13 protein-coding genes, 3 tRNA genes, 1 rRNA gene and 1 pseudogene are annotated in these 18,551 nt (G+C 63.8%); 11 read left to right on the top strand and 7 right to left on the bottom strand.

Features of this window, described 5'->3' with window-relative positions:
- The 6 genes from rrf to AC1DO7_RS27605 form a co-directional block, all read left to right on the top strand.
- A 5S ribosomal RNA gene (gene rrf / locus AC1DO7_RS27630) occupies nucleotides 1-95 on the top strand; the annotation flags it as partial.
- A gap of 332 nt (nucleotides 96-427) precedes the next feature.
- Nucleotides 428-513 (top strand) — tRNA-Tyr (locus tag AC1DO7_RS27625).
- Between the two features lie 59 nt (nucleotides 514-572).
- Nucleotides 573-646, top strand: a tRNA-Gly gene (locus tag AC1DO7_RS27620).
- Nucleotides 647-648: 2 nt separating this feature from the next.
- Nucleotides 649-727 (top strand) — tRNA-Ile (locus AC1DO7_RS27615).
- A gap of 282 nt (nucleotides 728-1,009) precedes the next feature.
- Entirely contained in the window at nucleotides 1,010-1,720 is a 711-nt protein-coding gene (locus AC1DO7_RS27610) for a TolB family protein (RefSeq protein WP_441624495.1), read from the top strand.
- A gap of 266 nt (nucleotides 1,721-1,986) precedes the next feature.
- A complete protein-coding gene (locus AC1DO7_RS27605; protein WP_477116784.1) occupies nucleotides 1,987-2,307 on the top strand; it encodes an H-NS histone family protein in 321 nt (106 codons plus the stop codon).
- Nucleotides 2,308-2,714: 407 nt separating this feature from the next.
- On the opposite strand, the pseudogene AC1DO7_RS27600 reads toward AC1DO7_RS27605, so the two are convergent.
- Nucleotides 2,715-2,972 (bottom strand): annotated as a pseudogene (locus tag AC1DO7_RS27600) (transposase); the annotation flags it as partial.
- A gap of 105 nt (nucleotides 2,973-3,077) precedes the next feature.
- Nucleotides 3,078-5,834: a UPF0182 family membrane protein gene (locus AC1DO7_RS27595; RefSeq protein WP_441623385.1), complete on the bottom strand. Its 2,757-nt coding sequence runs from the start codon at nucleotides 5,832-5,834 to the stop codon at nucleotides 3,078-3,080.
- A gap of 927 nt (nucleotides 5,835-6,761) precedes the next feature.
- Between AC1DO7_RS27595 and AC1DO7_RS27590 the strand changes: the two genes are divergently transcribed.
- Nucleotides 6,762-7,772 carry a CAP domain-containing protein gene (locus AC1DO7_RS27590; protein ID WP_441623383.1) on the top strand — a complete coding sequence of 337 codons (1,011 nt, stop codon included), beginning with the start codon at nucleotides 6,762-6,764 and terminating at the stop codon, nucleotides 7,770-7,772.
- Nucleotides 7,773-8,269: 497 nt separating this feature from the next.
- On the opposite strand, the gene AC1DO7_RS27585 is transcribed toward AC1DO7_RS27590, so the two are convergent.
- The 3 genes from AC1DO7_RS27585 to AC1DO7_RS27575 all read right to left on the bottom strand — a co-directional run bounded on the left by AC1DO7_RS27585 (nucleotide 8,270) and on the right by AC1DO7_RS27575 (nucleotide 13,027).
- On the bottom strand, nucleotides 8,270-9,871 hold the full coding sequence (locus AC1DO7_RS27585) for a UxaA family hydrolase (protein ID WP_441623381.1): 1,602 nt from the start codon (nucleotides 9,869-9,871) through the stop codon (nucleotides 8,270-8,272).
- 9 nt (nucleotides 9,872-9,880) lie between these two features.
- Nucleotides 9,881-11,059 (bottom strand): UxaA family hydrolase, encoded by a 1,179-nt coding sequence (locus tag AC1DO7_RS27580; RefSeq protein WP_441623379.1) that lies wholly within the window; start codon nucleotides 11,057-11,059, stop codon nucleotides 9,881-9,883.
- A 222-nt stretch (nucleotides 11,060-11,281) separates the two neighbouring features.
- Nucleotides 11,282-13,027, bottom strand: coding sequence for an IclR family transcriptional regulator domain-containing protein (locus AC1DO7_RS27575; RefSeq protein ID WP_441623377.1), 1,746 nt, complete (start codon nucleotides 13,025-13,027; stop codon nucleotides 11,282-11,284).
- A gap of 49 nt (nucleotides 13,028-13,076) precedes the next feature.
- Between AC1DO7_RS27575 and AC1DO7_RS27570 the strand changes: the two genes are divergently transcribed.
- From AC1DO7_RS27570 to AC1DO7_RS27555, 4 genes are read left to right on the top strand one after another with little or no spacing between them, the layout of a single operon-like run.
- On the top strand, nucleotides 13,077-13,898 hold the full coding sequence (locus AC1DO7_RS27570; protein ID WP_441623375.1) for an RraA family protein: 822 nt from the start codon (nucleotides 13,077-13,079) through the stop codon (nucleotides 13,896-13,898).
- Nucleotides 13,899-13,924: 26 nt separating this feature from the next.
- Nucleotides 13,925-14,374, top strand: a complete 450-nt coding sequence (locus tag AC1DO7_RS27565; protein WP_477116783.1) for a nuclear transport factor 2 family protein — start codon at nucleotides 13,925-13,927, stop codon at nucleotides 14,372-14,374.
- A 4-nt stretch (nucleotides 14,375-14,378) separates the two neighbouring features.
- Nucleotides 14,379-15,878, top strand: a complete 1,500-nt coding sequence (locus AC1DO7_RS27560) for an aldehyde dehydrogenase (NADP(+)) (RefSeq protein WP_441623372.1) — start codon at nucleotides 14,379-14,381, stop codon at nucleotides 15,876-15,878.
- Nucleotides 15,872-16,165, top strand: coding sequence for a Dabb family protein (locus AC1DO7_RS27555; RefSeq protein ID WP_441623370.1), 294 nt, complete (start codon nucleotides 15,872-15,874; stop codon nucleotides 16,163-16,165). The genes AC1DO7_RS27560 and AC1DO7_RS27555 overlap by 7 nt, the downstream gene beginning before the upstream one ends.
- Nucleotides 16,166-16,258: 93 nt before the next feature.
- On the opposite strand, the gene AC1DO7_RS27550 is transcribed toward AC1DO7_RS27555, so the two are convergent.
- Together AC1DO7_RS27550 and AC1DO7_RS27545 are read right to left on the bottom strand one after the other, a co-directional pair.
- Nucleotides 16,259-17,392 (bottom strand): L-talarate/galactarate dehydratase, encoded by a 1,134-nt coding sequence (locus AC1DO7_RS27550; RefSeq protein WP_441623368.1) that lies wholly within the window; start codon nucleotides 17,390-17,392, stop codon nucleotides 16,259-16,261.
- Nucleotides 17,393-17,409: 17 nt separating this feature from the next.
- On the bottom strand, nucleotides 17,410-18,399 hold the full coding sequence (locus tag AC1DO7_RS27545; protein ID WP_441623366.1) for a Bug family tripartite tricarboxylate transporter substrate binding protein: 990 nt from the start codon (nucleotides 18,397-18,399) through the stop codon (nucleotides 17,410-17,412).
- Between the last annotated feature and the right edge of the window lie 152 nt (nucleotides 18,400-18,551).

Below are 18,551 nucleotides of genomic sequence, written 5' to 3'. Positions count from 1 at the left end.
TGGAACCACCCCTTCCCATCCCGAACAGGACCGTGAAACGACTCCACGCCGATGATAGTGCGGATTACCCGTGTGAAAGTAGGTAATCGCCAGGCTCTCCCTTGAAACCCCTCAGTACGCAAGTACTGGGGGGTTTTGCTTTTGCGGCGCGCGGGACGCGCGGCGTGTCCAGGCATGCTCGGGCCTGCGCGCCCGAGCTGCGCCACATGAGGCAATACGGCCGGAAACGCCCGCCAGGCGCCCGCTCCGGGAGCCTGGCAAACGCCCTATAGGGTGAGAGTGTTCTTTTTGAACACAGGTGGTTGTGGTGCGGTCAGGCAGCCCCGAGGGCGCCAGGCCAGGACACAGGACTGTCTCCACTGCTTTGCATAGCGTGGAAAAAGCTTGACAGGCCTGCTGAGTTACACCATAATCACAAGTTCTCCACGGAGAGGTGCCCGAGTGGCTAAAGGGGGCAGACTGTAAATCTGTTGGCTTACGCCTACGCTGGTTCGAATCCAGCCCTCTCCACCAGAATCAAAGCAAGGCAGTAACCCGGCGGTAGTCGGTGAAGCAGAAAGCGTGGTAACCCGGCGGGTGTAGCTCAATGGYAGAGCAGAAGCCTTCCAAGCTTACGACGAGGGTTCGATTCCCTTCACCCGCTCCATAGGGCCTCTAGCTCATGCCTGGTTAGAGCAGCGGACTCATAATCCGTTGGCGCCGTGTTCGACTCACGGGAGGCCCACCATTTAAATCAAGGGGTTACAGCATTTGCGCTGTAGCCCCTTGCTCGTTTTGGTGCCCGTGTAAGAGCCTTGTTAGCGGATTTGGTCAACCATGACCGCCGTTATTCGCATTGCCATTGAGGCGCCCCCGTCAACTTGTCCATGCTGCTCACGTTTCAATGTTGGGCAAGTTGAACTACCTTGGCAAGAAGCGGGCTGCGGCACAGTTACGCAAGCAGAGTAGCCCCTCATAATGTCCGTCGAGGAAAATGCTCGAAGGAGGGGGCGCTATGCCGAGGCTACCAATGAACCTGCTATCGATTGCCCTGCTGCTTGTTACGCTTTTTGCCACGGAAGCAAACGGGGGCTCTGTTAGGGCAGAAGATGGAAATATTGTCTTTGTCGATGACAGCGGCTTCGCGAGACAACTCACCACGAGCGGGCTAGATGCCACCCCAACCTTATCTCCCGACGGCAAACGTGTTGCCTTTGTTCGTCGAACACCTCACCGACCAGTTGACACCGCGCTTGGTTCGGAAGATGCGGAGCAAATCTGGATAGTTGGTGTCGACGCCTCGGGTGCGCGTAGCCTAGTTGAAGGTCGCGCTCACAAAAACCCAAAGCAGGCTTTAGCCGGGCTAAATTCGCCGGTCTTTTCGCCGGACGGACGCTCGATCTACTTCCTAAGCACGGCATGGGTTACGTCACGGGCCGTTCACATAGTGAGCGTCGGCGATGCGGAAGAGCGATTCGTTACCGAGGGAAACACCCTAGAAATTGTCCACGCGGGTAAATACAAGGGCACCCTTATTGTGAACAAGCACAAGTATTGGCTTGGTGGGGGCTCATATGACTGGTTCTGGCTCGTATCGCCAACTGGTCAAGAAATAGGCCCAGTAGGGCCGGAAGACGGAAACGTAGGCCGTAGGCGCATTCAAGAACCTGTTCGTGAAGTAGCACCTCAAGAGCCCTCTAATTGGGGCGACGGTCGGCCAATGCACTGGCGCCGCTGGTGAGCGCTGGTCTAATGCCGGCACGCCCGCAATGGGCTCTAACTCATCTTCAGGCGGGGACTTTTTGCCGGGAACCCGTATGCGCGCTTAAGGGCGGTTGCCATGCGTTTGTCATCGCCGAATTTCCTTTCCGCCAAGAGCCAAACCAGAAATCAATACGACGAGCTCGTCCGGGCTTAATTGGCCAGCAGCTTTTAGACAGCGAATACCTTGCGAACCGTCTCCGGAATGAGTATAAGTCGATTGTGACTGGAAAATTGGAGAAGACAATGGCAACGTATCAGGAACTGGTGGCGCAGAAGCAGGCGTTGGAAGCCCAGATCGAAGAGGCGCGCACCAACGAAGTCGCGACCGCTATTGAGCAGATTCGCGATCTGATGGCTCGGTATAACCTGTCGCCGGAGGACGTGGCGCCGCGGCGGCGTYGGGGCCGACCTGCCGGTGCCGCTACCGCTCCCGCTGCCGAAGACAAGCCGGCACTTCCCCCGAAGTACATGGATCCCAAAACCGGCAAGACATGGTCGGGACGCGGCCGGTCGCCGGCGTGGCTGGGCAAGCGCCCCGAGCGCTTCCTTATCCCGCAGGAATGACCGATTGCGCGCGCGTCGTCCTTGGCCGATAGTGCTCCAATCGGCTATCCAAGAACCTATAGGCTTACTAGGACGTTCTGTGTGACGACGTGAGCGGCGGCCGCGCAACCCGACGCTCAACGTTGCGCGAAGGTGCGACCCAGAAAAAAGCGGCTCTCGACCGGTAGCGAGAGCCGCGGAACGTCCATGAAGAAGTCGGGCAACCATTGCGTGTTGCCCGCACCCAGTATCCGCCAAGCCGCGAGAGCACGCAATTGAGGTCGCTCAATCGGCAGACATGCACAGTAGCCGGTAACTAACAGCCGACGCCTTGGTTCGACCACGACAATCCCGACGGATGCAGACGAGAGGAAAGGGCAGGGCGACTTGAGAAGCGCGGATGTGCTTTAAGCGGCCGATGGCGAACGGGCCAGGCTCAAGAGAATCTCTTCGCAGAGGCGACGCCCGGACCGAATGCCAAAGCAGTAGCCCACGATGAGCATGCGGACCATCAGCTCTGGATCTATGGACCTCCGGTGTGGCAGCAATGAGGCGCCAGATGCTGGCGCAGATCGACAAGATCAAAGAATCGATCAATGCCTCATAAGAGGTGATTCGAGGGTATGGTCGTCAAGGTTGAACGAGTAGAAGAGCCGGTCCTGCGATCCACTTTGTTGACCCATCATGGCTGATACCCTCGTCGATCGATGATCTCAGGGAGAGTTGCCGACGCCAACTGATGCCGAGTCTTTCAAACAGTATCGGCCGGAGGCTGCCGTTGGGCAGTCAGGTTATTTCCGTCCATCGGAACCTTCCGTGCCGAGCGCTTCAAGCAGTGGGCGCATGGCATCGAGTTCCATGCCAAAGCCGCCCCAGTCTCCCGCCTTCAATCGCTCGATGGCTCGGTTGTAGTGCGCTAATGCGTCGCGGGCGCGCTTGCCTCCGGCGCCTCCGGGCGGTATCCCCGCCGGAGGCGTATCCTTGAAGAGCGCCGCCAGGGCCGCGCCCAGCGTTTCCTCCATGACGACGCGGTCTCCATAGGCGACGATCACGCGCTTCAACTCAGGCAATTGCCCGGATTCCGCACGTAAGTAGAGCGGCGAGACGTAAAGAATCGAGCCCTCGATGGGCACGACCTGCAGGTGGCCGCGGATGACGCGCGAACCCATCTGGTTCCACAGCGAGATCTGCTGTGAGATTTCCGTATTTTGCTGGATGCGTGCCTCGATCTGGAACGGGCCGTAGACCAGCTTGTCCTTGGGGAACGTGTAGACAACGAGTTTGCCGTAATCGGGTCCATCGCAACGCGCCGCCAGCCAGGCAATCATGTTCTCGCGCCGGCTAGGTACCATCGGCAGCATGAGAACAAACTCGGCACGCGGCTCCGCGGGAAGCCGCACGATCATGTAGTAGGGCATCATCGGCGTGGCGGGAGCCTTCGCCGCGTCGATGTCGGCCAGGTTGCGCGGGAACTGCCAGAGATCCTCGCGGTTATAGAAGACTTCCGGCGCTTCCATGTGGTACGCGCGATAGACCTGTGCCTGGATCAGGAACAGATCTTCAGGGTAGCGGATATGCTGCCGCAGCGTCTCTGGCATCTTGCCCAGAGGCTTGAACAGGCCCGGGAAGATGCGCTGGTACGTTTGCACGAGCGGATCGGCAGGATCGCTGACGTAGAAGTCGACCGTGCCATGGTAGGCATCGATCACCACCTTGACCGCATTGCGGATGTAGTTGTCGCCATCCTCGGAACCCGGCGGCGAGTACGGGAACCACCGGCTGGTAGTGTAGGCATCCTGGATCCAGAAAAGGCGCCCGTCGCTTACGACGATATAGGGATCATGGTCGATGGTGAGGAACGGCGCGATCGTGCGCACCCGATCCTGAATATTGCGATGGAGCAGGATCCGGCTCGCGGGCGCGACATACTCGCTTACGAGAATATTGGGATCGCTGAATTGCCAGGCGAAGAGTGCCTGGAGCGCCAGGTTGCCAATGGCAATGCCGTCCCGCCCGTGATAAGTCGTGTAGACATTTTCCTCGGCCTTGGGATAGTCGAATTCGGGCGTGCTGCCATTGACGATGACGTAGTCCTTGCCGCCTTCTCCGAAATACAGCCGCGGCTCCTGGATGGTCGGCCCGCCGGTGGAGACAGGCGGAATATTCTGCAGATAGAGGGTCGGCAGGCCTTCCGGGGATTTCTCCTTGACCGGTGACATGACGACGCCATTGCCGTGGGTGAACAGGAGATGCAGGTTCACCCAGGTCTGGGCGTTGGCCGGAAGCAGCGATGGCTCCAGTTCCCGCGCCGACAGCATCACCTGCTGGTAGCCGGCACTGAGCCAGTATCGGTCGATATCGGTCGCAAGGAACCGGTAATAGGTTCTGATCTCCTGCAACTGTGCGTAGGTATCCCGCAACGGCTGCAGGTCCCACAAACGGATGTTGTCGACGGTTGCCCGATTGGCGTCGAGCGCGGCGAGATTCAGGTTTTGTTCGGCCGGAAACGGCTTTACCGCGATCCGCGCCAGCCCATAGGCCTCCCGCGTCAACGCAATACTGTTCCTGATATACGGCGTCTCAAGCTGTAGTTCGTTCGGCTTGACGTAGAACCGTTGGAACAGCGCCGGATAGATCAGGGTGAGTACGATTGCGCCGCCGAATATCGTCAGTATCGAGACGGCGGGAACCCGATAGTCCCGCCAACGCAAATTGGCCCATGTCGCGACCGCGGCCGCGGCGGCGAGGCCCGCAAGTAACCACAGGACGGGCAACTGGACGTGGGCATCGGTATAGCTGGCGCCCACCACGACACCATTGTCGCCGTAAAGCAGCAGAAAGCGATCGAGCCAGTAAGACCAGGCCTGCAGGAGGAAGAACAAGCCCAGCAGGATCGAACCGTGCGCGGCGGCGGCTGGCGACAACCTGCGCGGTGGCAGCATGATCGCGATGTCGCCGCGCAACCCGTAGACCACGGCGGCGACGCCCGCGCAGCCACCGAGCAACAGTTGCAGCCAGTTCCTGAGCGCGACATAGGCAGGCAGCGAGAACAGGTAGAAGCCGATATCCTTGCCGAAGATTGGATCGGCCTTGCCGAACGGCACCTGCTTGACGAAACGAAGCGCGATGTCCCAGTTAGTGATATCACCCGTGGCGATGAGCAAGCCGAGCAGGACGGCCACGCCGGCGATGGTGGTGCGCCAGCGAAGATGCTGCGCGACTTCGCCGATCAATTCACTCAGGACTTCCGGCGCCCCTGGCGGAAGGACCGTGTCCGCGCCCCGCGTGCCCAGGCGCCTTGCATGGCGGTGCGCCAACCATCCGGACAGCCATAGCGCGTACGCCGAAACAGCGAAGACGGCGCCGAACAGAAGCGCCCGGGTGACAAAGATCGTCCAGAAAACGTCGCCGTAGCCGACGGAGGAAAACCACAGCCAGTCAATCAGCAAGCCGATGACGCGCCCGACCATGATCAGGCCAGCAATGACGACCCCAGCCGCGATGGCAATGCCTGGCAGTCGTGTACCGGGCCTCCCGGGCAAGCGCATCGATCATGCTCCTTTCTGGACCGCCATCCATGGCCTGCCGCGGTCGGATGTCGGCGCAATGCTGATCTGCCAGCGGCATGGGGCAATGCCTGTGGGATAGCCGCGATGACGCATCCGGTATCAGTCAAACATCTGCGTGAAGTCGCCCACGTAAACCATTGTAGGTTTGGAGGCGAAGGGTATTGCGTTTGTCACCACACAATCTCCGCCGGCCAGCGTATGTTTGCAGATGACGATGTGCGCCATACACCGCTAGGCCGAGTCGACCGCGGCTGGATATCGAGTCGTGAGCAGCGTCGCTGCCTGCAGGCTGCCGCAGCAATCGGGGTCGCACTTAAACCAATGGGATCGCCGTGCTCATTGTTATGTAGCATAACAATTTAACATAATAATGATTATGTGATTTTTAGTTCACGTCTAGTGATGCACTACCACTTGCCGCCAGTCGACATTGCCTTGCGAGATCCTGCGAGCAGGTTTGCTGCTTCTTGCCGCGAAATCGCCAGAGCGATTGCTAACTGCGGTCGCAAAAGTCGAAGCCATCAAGACCGGGCGTCCACCGAAGGCCTAAACGTCATGCGTGGGGTGGTTGGGGTCCACTCCCTCGAGCACGCGAAACGCTTGTAGTGCGCCTGCGTGACTCGCCGGCCCCTATCGGATCCTGGTGCTACTGCATCCGGGTGCGTTACGTGTCAAACACTAATACTCAGATCCCTCTCCGGGGGTACCTGGACAGTCTCTAGGTTCTTGCATCTGCATGGGCGCCGACGGCGCGCCCTACCCACGCCCCCGGCTAGTCGCGCCAGGCGCGCATGCACCTGTGCACGAATCTTCCCAGTATCGCGTTAAGTCTCCGGAAGCGGATTTACCAGGGTCACCCGCGGATCCTTAGCCCCGCTTGTACAGACCTAAAATAACCGGAAAAACGTGAAACAGAGCCTCTTCGCAATTGCCGCGATGTCTACCTTCGTCGCGGTCTGCGCCAGCATAGGTAGCGCTGGCGCCACCCCTCCAACGATCGCTTCAAACCTGCCACGCACACCGACCATCAGGAAGGAATCGTCGTCTTCTGCTTCGACTGCGATCGCGCTCACATCCACTTACTCCAGAACCGACCCGCGCCTCGAATTCTTCAATGCGCTCAACTCCCTGCGCATCGCAATGGGTGTAGGCGCGTTGCGGCAAGACGCCGCCCTGGACGCCGCGGCCGAGAACCACCTGGAGTATATGAAGCTCAACGCGGTGATGAGCCACACGGAGATCCCCGGGAATCCTGGTTTCACCAGTCCCGATCCGTACCAGCAAGTACTCACCGTGGGCGGCTGGCACAAGCAATGGGTTGGACAGAATGCTTACAACGGCGAGATTGGTCGCTGTCTTGCCACGATGGCGAACTCGGTTTACCACTTGCAAGGGATTACCAGCAATCAGGAGACCATCGGCATTGCCATGCATGACAATTACTGCGTGACGAACTTTGGTGTGGTGACCGCAGCCGGAACCGGTGGCTATGGCCTCGCCCAATGGGGCGGCCAACAACTGCCTCCCGGCACTGGCGCCCACTACCCGGCCGACAATGCCAACGTCCACGGCTTGTTCATTCCTGGCAACGAGATCCCGAATCCAGCGCCCGATCTGGCCAGAGCCGGTCCCCCGATCATGTTTCGCGTCAATGTTGAAAAGCCATCTGACGTGCTGAAGGTCTCGAACTTCATCCTGACGGGGCCTGGCGGCAGTCGCGTACCGGCTCGCATACTCGTGCCTGCCGAATCCAAGGCTGGCTCGGTGGCTTCGGCTGTCGAGGACACGAGCTTGTTTCGAGGGGTAGTGTTCCTGCTCCCCACGCAGCCCATCGCTGCCGGCACATACACAGCAACTTTCGCAGGCTCGCGAAATGATGTGGCGATCTACAAGTCCTGGCGTTTTACGGCGTACTGATCAGCCTCTTCCGCGTCTAGGCAGGCCATAACCGATACCACCGACGGCACGCGCACGTGTGCCAGCGTTTCACCTGATGGAACACCGTTGGGATTGTCAGACCCGCGCCATAGAATCGCCGGACAAACAAAACGCCGGCATTCATCAGGCAATGGATGACGCCCCCATCCGCACAAGTTCACGCGTTCGCACCACACTTTGCGGCATCGCAACGACCTTGCTGAAGGGCTTGTATGTGGAGTCCGGCGGATATGTTCCGTGCGGTGGCCGGTCAAGCAAAGGCTTGTCGGGCGAATTGGATGCGGAACCGTTGGCCGACGGCTGCATTGATCCGTTGCCGGCGCACCCCCCAATGAGCGTCGCCACCGGCCGAGAAACGGGCGAGAAGCTCCACGTCACCAGCGCCCGGCAGTCGGTAGCGCCCGGTGTGCTGCGCTCCGTCCCGGCCGCGGGCCGCCTATTCTGCGTCTCGCGCGGGTGAACCCTGCACCCAGGCGTCAGACCGTGACCCCAACGGGCCAGGGCACAAACTCGTGCTCGCCCACCCCAAGCGCCTCGCTCTTGGTCTTGGTGCCCGACGCGTGGTCCAGAATGCGCGCGAAGATCTCGCGGCCCATCTGCTCGAGCGTGGCGTCCCCGTCGATGATCGGGCCGCAGTTGATGTCCATGTCCGCCTCCATCCGCACGTACATCGGCGTATTGCTCGCCAGCTTGATGGTCGGCGCCGGCAAGGAGCCAAAGCACGAGCCCCGGCCCGTGGTGAAGCAGATCAGGTTCGCGCCGCCTGCAATCTGGCCGGTGGCGGACACCGGGTCGTAGCCCGGCGTATCCATGAAGACCAGGCCATGCTGCGTGACGCGCTCGGCGTACTCGTACACCTCCATCAACGGGGCATTGCCGCCCTTCTTGGCGCCGCCCAGCGATTTTTCGAGCACGTTGGCCAGCCCGCCTGCATTGTTGCCCGGGCTGACCTGGCCGTTGATCTGCGTATCGCGGCCGGCGTTGTAGCGTAGCCACCAGTCGATGCGCGCCACCAGCTTCTGGCCGACTTCGGGCGTGCGGGCGCGCGCGGTCAGCGTGTGCTCGACGCCAAAGATTTCCGACGTCTCCGAGAGGATCGCCGTACCGCCGTTCTCGATCAGCAGTTCCATGGCGCGTCCCAGCGCCGGGTTGGCCGACAGTCCCGAGAACCCGTCCGAGCCGCCGCACTGCAGGCCGATCGAAATATGCTCGGCCGAGACCGGCTCCCGGTGCACGCGGTTGGCCTCGGGCAGCAGCTCGCGGACGATGGCCACGCCGGCATCGACGGCCTTGCGGCTGCCGCCCGCCTCGCGGATGACCAGCGTGCGCAGCGTGGGGCCAGGCGCCAGGCCCTGATCCTGCAGGAAGGCCAGCAGTTCGTTCTCTTCCTCGCCATAGGCCACCACCAGCGCCGCTGCCGTGTTGACGTTGCGGATCGTGCCGCCCAGCGTACGCCGCAGCATCGCCATTGGCTCGCCGCTCAGTTCCATGCCGGCGCCCTGGTCATGCGCAAAGCCCGCTACGGCGTCAACGTTCGCGTATCCGGCGATGGCTTCCGGCCGGAATGCCGAGGCGATCTTGCGCACCACCGCCCCCGCGCGATGGCTGATCGCGAAGATTCCGACGACGTTGCGCGTGGCAACACGGCCGTCCGGCCGCACGATGCCCATGAAGCGGGCGCGCTGCTCCGGCGGCAGGATGCGGGTCGGCACGTAGTCCAGGCCATGGCGATAGTCCTTCACCACATCGTCGAACACGATATTGTGGCTGTGTGCCCAGGTGCCGGCGGGCAGATCCTCGCGTGCGAAGCCGATCACCGTGTTGTACTTGAGGATCGGCTCGCCGCGCTGGATGGCACGCGTAGTCACCTTGTGCCCGGCCGGCACCTTTTCCAGCGTGAGCAGCGCCGTGCCGCCGCCTTCGTTGGGCACCAGCGTGCCGGCCTCCACCTCGACGCGTGCCACCACGACGTTGTCTTTCGGATCCAGCCGGATAAACGGGTTGCGCAGCACATCGGCGGACGGCTTGGCGGCCGGCGGAATGCGGAGCGGCTTCGGTTCTACAGTGACTTTGTTCATGGGAATTCCTTATGCAAAGACGCCGATCGACCAGGGCATGAATTTCGATTCGCCGGTGCCAAAGTATTCGCTCTGCGCTTGCTGTCCCGATGCATACGCGAGCCACTGCTGCAGCAGCCGCAAGCCGGCCTGCTCGGCACTGGCACCTTCGGCCACCAGTTGCGACCCATCGATATCAAGGTCGTCTTCGTATTCGGCAAACTGCGTGGCACTCACGGCGACGTTTACGGTCGGCACGGCGGCGGCGCCGAAGCCGGTGGCTTCAGGCCGGGCCACGCACAGCAGCGTTGCGCCCGAGGCCACCTGGCCGCTGGCGCACACCGCCTCATGACTGGGTGAATCCATCAGCACCAGGCCGTGCTGGCCGTCGGCGAGCGGCTCGGCGTACCGGACAGCGGCGTCCAGCGCACCGGCGCCATACCACGCGGGCACGCCGGGCGTAGCCTCGGCAGGCTTTACGGTGTCACGGCCGGCCGTGTAGGCGCGCCACCAGACGATGGTCTGTTCGACTTCCTGCTTCAGCGCATCGGTCCTGGCCCGCTGCGCCAGCCCGGCACCCGTGGCGGCAGTGTCGGAAACGATAACCGTGCCGCCGGCCGCGACCAGTTGATCAGCGGCCGCGCCGATGGCGGCCTGGACACGCGACGCTTCGGCATCGAGCGCTTCGCCCTGCAGGCCGACCGTCAGGTGTGCGGCCGACACCGTCTGGCGCGCGAACTGGTTGGCTGCCGGCAGCATGGCTTCGATGGCCTTCACGCCGGCCTCGATCGAATTGGTGGTGCCGCCCACCTCCTGCAGCACCACCGAGTGCAACATGGGCCCTTCCACCAGTTCCTCCTGCTCCAGGAACGCGTAGATGTTGTTGCGGTCGCACCCCAGGGCCAGCACCACGGCGCCGGCCACGTTCGGGTTGCGGATGCTGCCGCCCAGCGTGCGGCGCAGCAGGTCCATCGGCTCGCCGCTCTTTTCCATGCCGCATCCGAGCTCGTGGATGAACGGCACGACGCCGTCCACGTTGGGATAGGCGGCCAGTCGTTCGGCCGTGAAATGGTCCGCCACCTTGCGGGCCGCTGTCGCCGCGCAGTTGCCGACGATCAGCACGCCCAGGTAGTTTCGGGTGGCCACGCGACCGTCGCCGCGTACGTATCCCTGGAACTGGAGCGCCGATGTGTTTGCAGCATTGGCCATGGACTGGGGTCTCCGGTATAGCCAGGTCGTCCCACGTCCTGGACTTTGTCATTGCGGATGGCAACCCCCGGCTCAGTGCCCGAGGTATGTCTCACATGCTATAGACCAGCGCCCCGTTACGGAATCGTCGGATGCGCCGTTCCCGTGCACGATACCCAGCCAGTTCCAGCATGTGGAAAATCCGGGCGATTGTTGAGGATCGGCCTCGCAGGCCACGTGCCGCTACAGGTGCAGTTCGAACAGGCACCCCGACAACGCTGCCTTGCCCAGCACATCAAGCGGCACCTGCTGCCGCGACGACGTGATGAACAGGCGGTCGCCCTGCGCCCCGCCCACGCAGACGTCCGACGGACACGGCACCGGCATGCCGACCACCCGGTCCAGCGTGCCATCGGGCAGGAACCGCATCACGCTCCAGCCGTCGCACAGCGCCGTCCAGATACCGCCGCCGTCGTCGATGGCCAGGCCATGTGGCCTGCCCGCGCCTTTGGGTACCGTGGCCAGCCGGCGCACTGCCCGGCTCTCTGGATCCAGTACGAGAATCGAGCCAGAGCCCGGCGTCGTGGCATACAGGTGGCCGCCATCGGCGGACCAGCGCAACGCTTGCACGGGTTCGGCGATGTTCCATTGGAGCTGCCACGCTTCGCCCTCGCGCCACGCGCCAACCTGACAGCCACCGGCTGACACAGGCACCGCCACCCACAGTGTGCCGTCCTTGTCCGCGCACAGCGCCCGCACGCCAGACGCCGCTCCTTGCCAGGCGTCGGCCGGCCGTATGCTGCCATCCGCGCCCACGATTGCCACGCCGTTGTCGTGCACCACAAGCAGCGCATCGCCCATCGGCTGCATCGCCCGAATCGGCGCCTCGACGCGCACCAGCACCCGATGCTGCATGGTGCCGTCGGGGGCCACATCGAGGCAGCGTACCGCCGGCGCGAGCACATCGGCCCACCGCAGGCGGTTCGCATCCGCGTCCCAGAACGGATACGCGCCCTGAAACGCCCATGGCCCCGGCACCGCCTGCACGGCGCTGCCGGGTGCAATGGGCTTGAGTGCCCCGATTTCCGCGCCCACGCGCCGCGCGGCCTCGGCGATCTCCGGACCCAGCAGTTCCAGCCGCTCGCGCGTCAGCCGGTACGCCGGCCCGGCCACGCTGATCGCCCCGCGCACCGCGCCCTGGCTGTCGACGATCGGCGCGCCGACACACCGCACGCCCAGCACGATCTCCTCGTCGTCGATGGCATAGCCGCGTGCGGCCGTGATGTTCAGTTCGGCGTTCAGGCGACGCCGGTCCGTGATCGTCAGCGGCGTCAGTGGCTTGAGCGTCAGTTCCCGCACGATGTTGTCACGCGCGGCGCCGTTCATCGCCGACAGGATCGCCTTGCCCTGGCTGGTGCAGTGCAACGGCTTGCGCTGGCCCAGCGCTGCCGCCGAGCGCTCGCTATGCGCGCCGTCGCAGCGCTCCAGGGAAATCACCTCAAGTCCGTCCAGCGTCGCCAGGTAGCACGTCTCGCCGGTCAGGTCGCGCAGACCACGCATCTCATTGGCCGCGGCCGCCACCAGGTCGGGCATCGTGTAGGCCTGCCGCGCCATCTCGAAGCAACGAAAGCCCAGCCGGTAGACCTTGCGCGCGGGATCACGACGTAGCATGCCGCGCGCCACCAGCGTGGCCAGCAGGCGATAGATCGTCGTGCGGGGCAGCGACAGTTGCTCGGTCAACTCAGTCTGGCTCAGCCCGTCGGGGGCCGCGCCAACGGCCTCGAGTACATCGATGGCCTTCTCGATTGCGCCGGTACCGTCACCAGGATTCGCGGACATAGCGGTTTGTCTCAGTATTTGGAAATCGGCCGCCGATTCGCCGTCGGCGCCAGCCTGCGGCCATTCTAAAACCGCCGAAAGCTGACTAGGATGCCTGCAAGGCAGCGGCGCGACGCACACGATCCACGCTGGCTGCAGCTGTCCCAGCATATGGGACAAATCAGAGCACACCCAACACTTTCATTCAGCGAGACACAGCATGCACGTCGTCACCCCGCCGCCGCTCACCACCATTCCGCAACGGGCTCCGGCCCCCTATGTGCCGGATTCCGTACTGGACCGCCTGGCGAAGGTGACCAGTGGATCGCTCACGACCCAGCTCTACATCAAGGGCTTCCGCCAGCCCGTATTGCATGGCCTGAAGCCGCTGAACACGAAGATCAAGCCGTTTGCGGGCCGCGCGTACACGATGCGATTCATCCCCGCGCGCGAAGACATCGACGTCTACGGCAACCTGACCACCGAACCGTCGGCCGACAATCTGCAATGGGTCGGCGTCGAGCAGATCGAAGCCGGCCATGTGCTGGTGATCGACAGCAACCGCGACGGACGCGCCGCCTCGATGGGCAACATGCTGATCACGCGGATGATGATGCGCGGTGCACGTGGCGTGATTACCGACGGCACGTTCCGCGACGGCGTCGAGCTGTCCCAGATGGACTTTCCGATCTGGAGCACMGGCGTCACGGCCACCACGCGGTTGTCGTATCACCACGTGGCGGACCTGCAGGTGCCCATCGGTTGCGCCGGCGTGGCCATCTATCCCGGTGACGTGATCCACGGCGACGGCGACAACATTACCGTCGTGCCCGCCCATCTGGCCGAGGAAATGGCTGATCTCTGCGAACGGCGCGACGACATCGAGGCCTACCTGGCGCTGCGCGTGCAGGCCGGCGAGGCGTTGTGGGGGCTGTACCCGCCCTGTGAAGCCACACGCGCCCAGCATCGCGAATGGGTGGCCGCCGGCCGGCCGCGGATCGCGCCCGTCACCCCGATTGCGGCCGCCGGCGGCGCCCGCTGAATCCCGCCACTGCCAAGGAATTCCGCATGACGACATTCACGCCCGACTACTACGACGCCCTGATCCGCCGCTACTTCGACGCCTGCAACGCCGCCGACTACCGGGGGCTGGTGGACTGCTTCACACCCGACGCGGTGCATTACTTCCCGGCCGGGCTGCCCGAGGTGCCCTGGCGCTCGGCCGACACCATCGCAAGGAAATGGATCTGGTGCGTCGAGACGCTCGGCTCGYAATGGACCATCGAACGCATCCTGATCAGCCACGACAAGCCCGAGGCGATGATCGAATGGACGCACTGGAAGAACAAGAGTGGCACCGCCCTGCGCGGCGCCGAGTGGTACGACTTCGATCCCGCCACCGGCAAGATCAAGGAGATCCGCGCCTACTACGCGTCTCCAGCCGACAAGACCGCGACCATCAACGAGCTGGTGGCCTTTGACTATGCCGCGCGCGGCTATCACCTGAAGAGCGAGTAAGCGCGTGACCGATACCCCAACCCTGCAATCGATCGATGCCCGCACGGGCCAGCCGTCAGGCCAAGCATGGCCGGCATCGACGCCCGCACAGATCGCGGCCACAGTGGCTGCGGCATCCGCGGCGTCCGCCGACTGGGCAGCGAGCACCGGCGCCACACGGGCGCGTCTGCTGCGCGGCCTTGCCGAAGCACTGGAGGCCGGACGCGAGCGCCTTATCCCGCTGGCCGACCGAGAAACCGCGCTTGGTACGGCGCGGCTCAATGGCGAACTCGATCGCACGGCATTTCAGTTGCGTGGATTTGCCGACGTGGCCGAACAAGGCGCCGTGTTTGCGGTTCAGGACGATGCGGCCGTCGCTGGCGCACCGCCTGCCGGCCGCCCTCGCCTGACGCGCGTCCGCGTGCCGCTCGGTCCCGTGGCGATGTTCGCGGCCAGCAATTTCCCGTTTGCGTTCTCGGTGCTCGGCGGCGACACGGCGTCTGCACTGGCCGCCGGTTGCCCCGTGGTAGTCAAGGCCCATCCCGCCCATCCGGAATTGTCGCGGCAGACCGCGGCGCTCGCGCGGGAGGTAATGGCCAACCAGAAGCTGCCTGCCGGGTTGATCGGCTTTGTGGAAGGCGCGGCCATCGCCACGGGCGTCCAGCTCGTACAGGCAGACGCCATTGCCGCCGTGGCATTTACCGGTTCGTTCGTGGGCGGCACGGCGCTGGCCAGGATCGCGGCGCAGCGGCCGCGACCGATTCCGTTCTTCGGCGAACTGGGATCAGTGAACCCGGTGATCGTGTTGCCGCCGGCGTTGCGCGGCGATGCCACGGAACTGGCGCAGACGCTTGCCGGGTCCATCTGCCAGGGCAGCGGCCAGTTCTGCACGAGCCCCGGGGTGATCCTCGTGCCGAAGGATGCGGCTGGCGACGCGTTCGTCGACGCGCTCGCCACGCAGCTTGCCGGCCTGACCCCGCATGCCATGCTGACGCCGGGTATCCGTCACGCGTTCGACAAGGGTACCGCGCGCTGGGGCCAGGCGGCGGGCGTCCGTCCGCTGGTGGCGGATGTGGCCAATGCCGATGCCACGCCGCGCCCGTATCTGGCGCAAACCGACGCCGCAACCTTCATCGCCAATACTGGCTTGCATGAGGAAGTATTCGGCGCGGCGGCGCTGGTGGTCCGCACCGATGCGCCGTCGCAGGTCATCGACATGCTGCGTGCGGTAGGCGGATCACTCACGGTGACGCTATGGGGTGTCGACGCCGGCACGGGCGCACCCGATGCCGCAACGCTTGCCCTGGTTCGCGCCGCTTCCCAGGTGGCGGGGCGCGTACTGTTTGCAGGCGTGCCGACGGGTGTTGCCGTGACCGCCGCGCAGCACCATGGCGGCCCGTTCCCCGCGTCGACGGCACCGGCTACCACGTCGGTGGGCTACGCCGCCCTCGACCGCTTCCTGCGTCCCGTTGCGCTGCAGGATGCGCCAGCCTGGCTGATCGACCGCAAGGGGGTGCCATGCTGAGACACATCGTCCTGTTCCGGCGCAAATCCGATGTGGCGCCAGACGCCCCGCGCGAGGCCGCGCTTGCGGCGCGCATGGCGGCCCTTGGCGCCGGGATTCCAGCCATCACTTCGTGGCATTTTGCGCGCAACGAGATGGACCGGCCGATCTGCTGGGACTACGTGCTGGAATCGGAGGTGGCCAATGCAGCCGCGCTCGACGCCTATCTGTTCCACCCGTTGCACCAGGCGCTCGTGGCAGACCTGAAGCCGTACTTCGAGTGGGCCGCCGTGGACTACACGCTGTAGGCCCACCCGGCAGGCTGCCGTGCAAGCGCGTGGCCTGTGCAAGAAAAGGGGCGCCTGACAATCAGGCGCCCCTTTCTGCTTCAGGGCCCCGCTTCAGGGCCGCTTGCCGAAGCTCGCCGTATCCTTCGTCCAGCGCCGGGCCTGTTCGCTCAGGCTGAAGCCAAGACCTGGACGATCGGGTACCACCATGCGCCCGTCGCGCAATTGCAGGCGCTCGTTGAACATCGGCTCCAGCCATTCGAAATGTTCAAGCCACGGTTCGCGCGGATAGGCGGCCGCCAGATGCAGATGGATCTCCATCGCGAAATGCGGCGCCAGCCGCAGCCCCTTGAAATCGGCAAGCTGCATGATCTGCAGGAACGGCGTGATGCCACCTACACGCGGTGCGTCAGGCTGCACGAAATCGCACGCACCCGCCGTGATCAGTTGCGCGTGCTCGCCGAAACTGGTCAGCATTTCGCCAGTGGCAATGGGGGTGTCGAGCGATGCGGCCAGCGCGGCGTGGCCTTCGGTGTCGTACGCATCGAGCGGCTCCTCGATCCATACCAGGTCGTAGGCCTCCAGGGTACGACCCATGCGTTGTGCCGTGGCACGGTCCCACTGCTGATTGGCGTCCACCATGAACGGAAAGGCGTCGCCCAGATGTTCGCGCACGGCCTTCACGCGCCGCAGGTCTTCGGCGGTATCAGGCTGGCCAACCTTGATCTTGATGCCGCCGATGCCGTTCTCGCGCGACTTGTCGATGTTCTTGAGCACCTGGTCGAGCGGCATCGACAGGTAGCCACCCGACGTGTTGTAGCACTGCACCGAATCGCGGTGCGCGCCCAGCAGCTTGGCCAATGGCAGTCCGGCGCGGCGGGCTTTCAGGTCCCACAGCGCCACGTCGAACGGGGCAATGGCCTGCGTGGTCATGCCGCTGCGCCCCATCGATGCGCCGGCCCACAACAGCTTGTTGAACAGGCGGCCGATATCGTTGGGATCCTCGCCGATCAGCTCGCCGGCCAGCTCCCTGGCATGCGCGAACATGCCGGGGCCGCCCGCCCGCTTGGAGTAGCCGAAGCCGGTGCCCGAGTGGCCGTCCTTTGTGAAGATCTCGGCAAAGATGAACGCGATCTCAGTCAGCGGCCGCTGGCGGCCCGTCAGCACCTTGGCGTCGCTGATGGGTGCGGCCAGCGGCAGGATGACCAGCGAGAGGTCAATGGATTCGATACGGTCTGAAGTCGTCATGATGGTTGGATGAGGAGTTATTCGGCCTTGATACCTGCGCCCTGGATCACCTTGGCCCAGCGGTCGGTTTCGGTCTTGACGAAAGTCGTGTAGTCATGCGAGTTCGACGCCACCACGACGAAGCCGTTGGCTTCCAGTTTTTCGCGCGCGGCGGCTTGTTTGAATGCCGTCATCATGGCGGCTTCAAGCTTGTCGACGATCGGCTTCGGCGTGCCCTTTGGTGCGGACAGGCCCACCCACGACACCGCCGAGTAACCGGGGTAGCCGGACTCCGCAACGGTCGGGACATCCGGGAACAGCGGATTGCGCTGCTCGCTGGTCACGGCAAGCGCGCGCAGCTTGCCGGCCTTCACGTAGGGCAGCACGGCATCCTGGTTGACGAACATCGTCGGGATCTGCCCGGCCAGCACGTCGGTCAGCGCGGGCCCACCTCCGCGATACGGCACGCCCACCATGTCCAGCTTCGCCGTCTGGCGCAGCAACTCCATCGCCAGGTGCCCCGACGAAGCGTTCGTCACGCCGTAGTTGACCTTGCCTGGATTCGCCTTCACATAGGCGACGAACTCCTTGAATGTCTTCGCCGGGAAGGATGGATTGACCACCAGTACGTTCGGGCCCGATTCAAGCTGTGAGATATGGATGAAATCCTTCGACGAGTCGTAGTTCGGCCGAGGCGACATGCCATGCGCAATGGCATTGCTGCCGATACCCGACAGCAGCAGCGTGTAGCCGTCCGCTGACGCCTTCGCCGCCTGCTCCGCGCCGATCACGCCGCCGGCACCACCCTTGTTCTCGACAATGAACGGTTGCTTCAGCACCTTGCCAAGCTGGTCGGCAATCAGGCGCCCCATGATGTCGCTGGTGCCACCCGCGGGGAACGGCACGATGATGCGCACGGGCCGGGACGGCCAGTTGTCCGACCCCTGGGCCAGTCCGGCAAACGGTGTGCAGAGCGTGGCGACGGCCGCAGCCGTGCACGCCGCAAGAAAGCTTCTGCGGTGCAGCATGTTGTCTCCTGATTGTGGAAGGCCCGTTCTTGGAATGGGATGTGGCGGGCCCGATGTCGAAAGCGTGTGCCGCTAGCTGGGCGCCGTTGCCGGCGCCGATCGATGACGCGCCGGCTGGATCGTGGATGCGGATGTCATGCGCGGTGTGTGGT

It is taken from the genome of Cupriavidus sp. 05N40, from assembly GCF_056397305.1.
The sequence above is the reverse complement of the archived record's forward strand: the minus strand, read 5'-3'. Positions and strand labels throughout refer to the sequence as shown.

What these genes read in the sequence shown, in the direction of transcription:
- AC1DO7_RS27610 (WP_441624495.1), top strand. Translation starts at nt 1,010, where the DNA reads ATGAACCTGCTATCGATTGCCCTGCTGCTTGTTACGCTTTTTGCCACG.
- AC1DO7_RS27595 (WP_441623385.1), bottom strand. Translation starts at nt 5,834, where the DNA reads ATGCGCTTGCCCGGGAGGCCCGGTACACGACTGCCAGGCATTGCCATC.
- AC1DO7_RS27550 (WP_441623368.1), bottom strand. Translation starts at nt 17,392, where the DNA reads ATGACGACTTCAGACCGTATCGAATCCATTGACCTCTCGCTGGTCATC.
- AC1DO7_RS27585 (WP_441623381.1), bottom strand. Translation starts at nt 9,871, where the DNA reads ATGAACAAAGTCACTGTAGAACCGAAGCCGCTCCGCATTCCGCCGGCC.
- AC1DO7_RS27545 (WP_441623366.1), bottom strand. Translation starts at nt 18,399, where the DNA reads ATGCTGCACCGCAGAAGCTTTCTTGCGGCGTGCACGGCTGCGGCCGTC.
- AC1DO7_RS27555 (WP_441623370.1), top strand. Translation starts at nt 15,872, where the DNA reads ATGCTGAGACACATCGTCCTGTTCCGGCGCAAATCCGATGTGGCGCCA.
- AC1DO7_RS27575 (WP_441623377.1), bottom strand. Translation starts at nt 13,027, where the DNA reads ATGCTGGGACAGCTGCAGCCAGCGTGGATCGTGTGCGTCGCGCCGCTG.
- AC1DO7_RS27580 (WP_441623379.1), bottom strand. Translation starts at nt 11,059, where the DNA reads ATGGCCAATGCTGCAAACACATCGGCGCTCCAGTTCCAGGGATACGTA.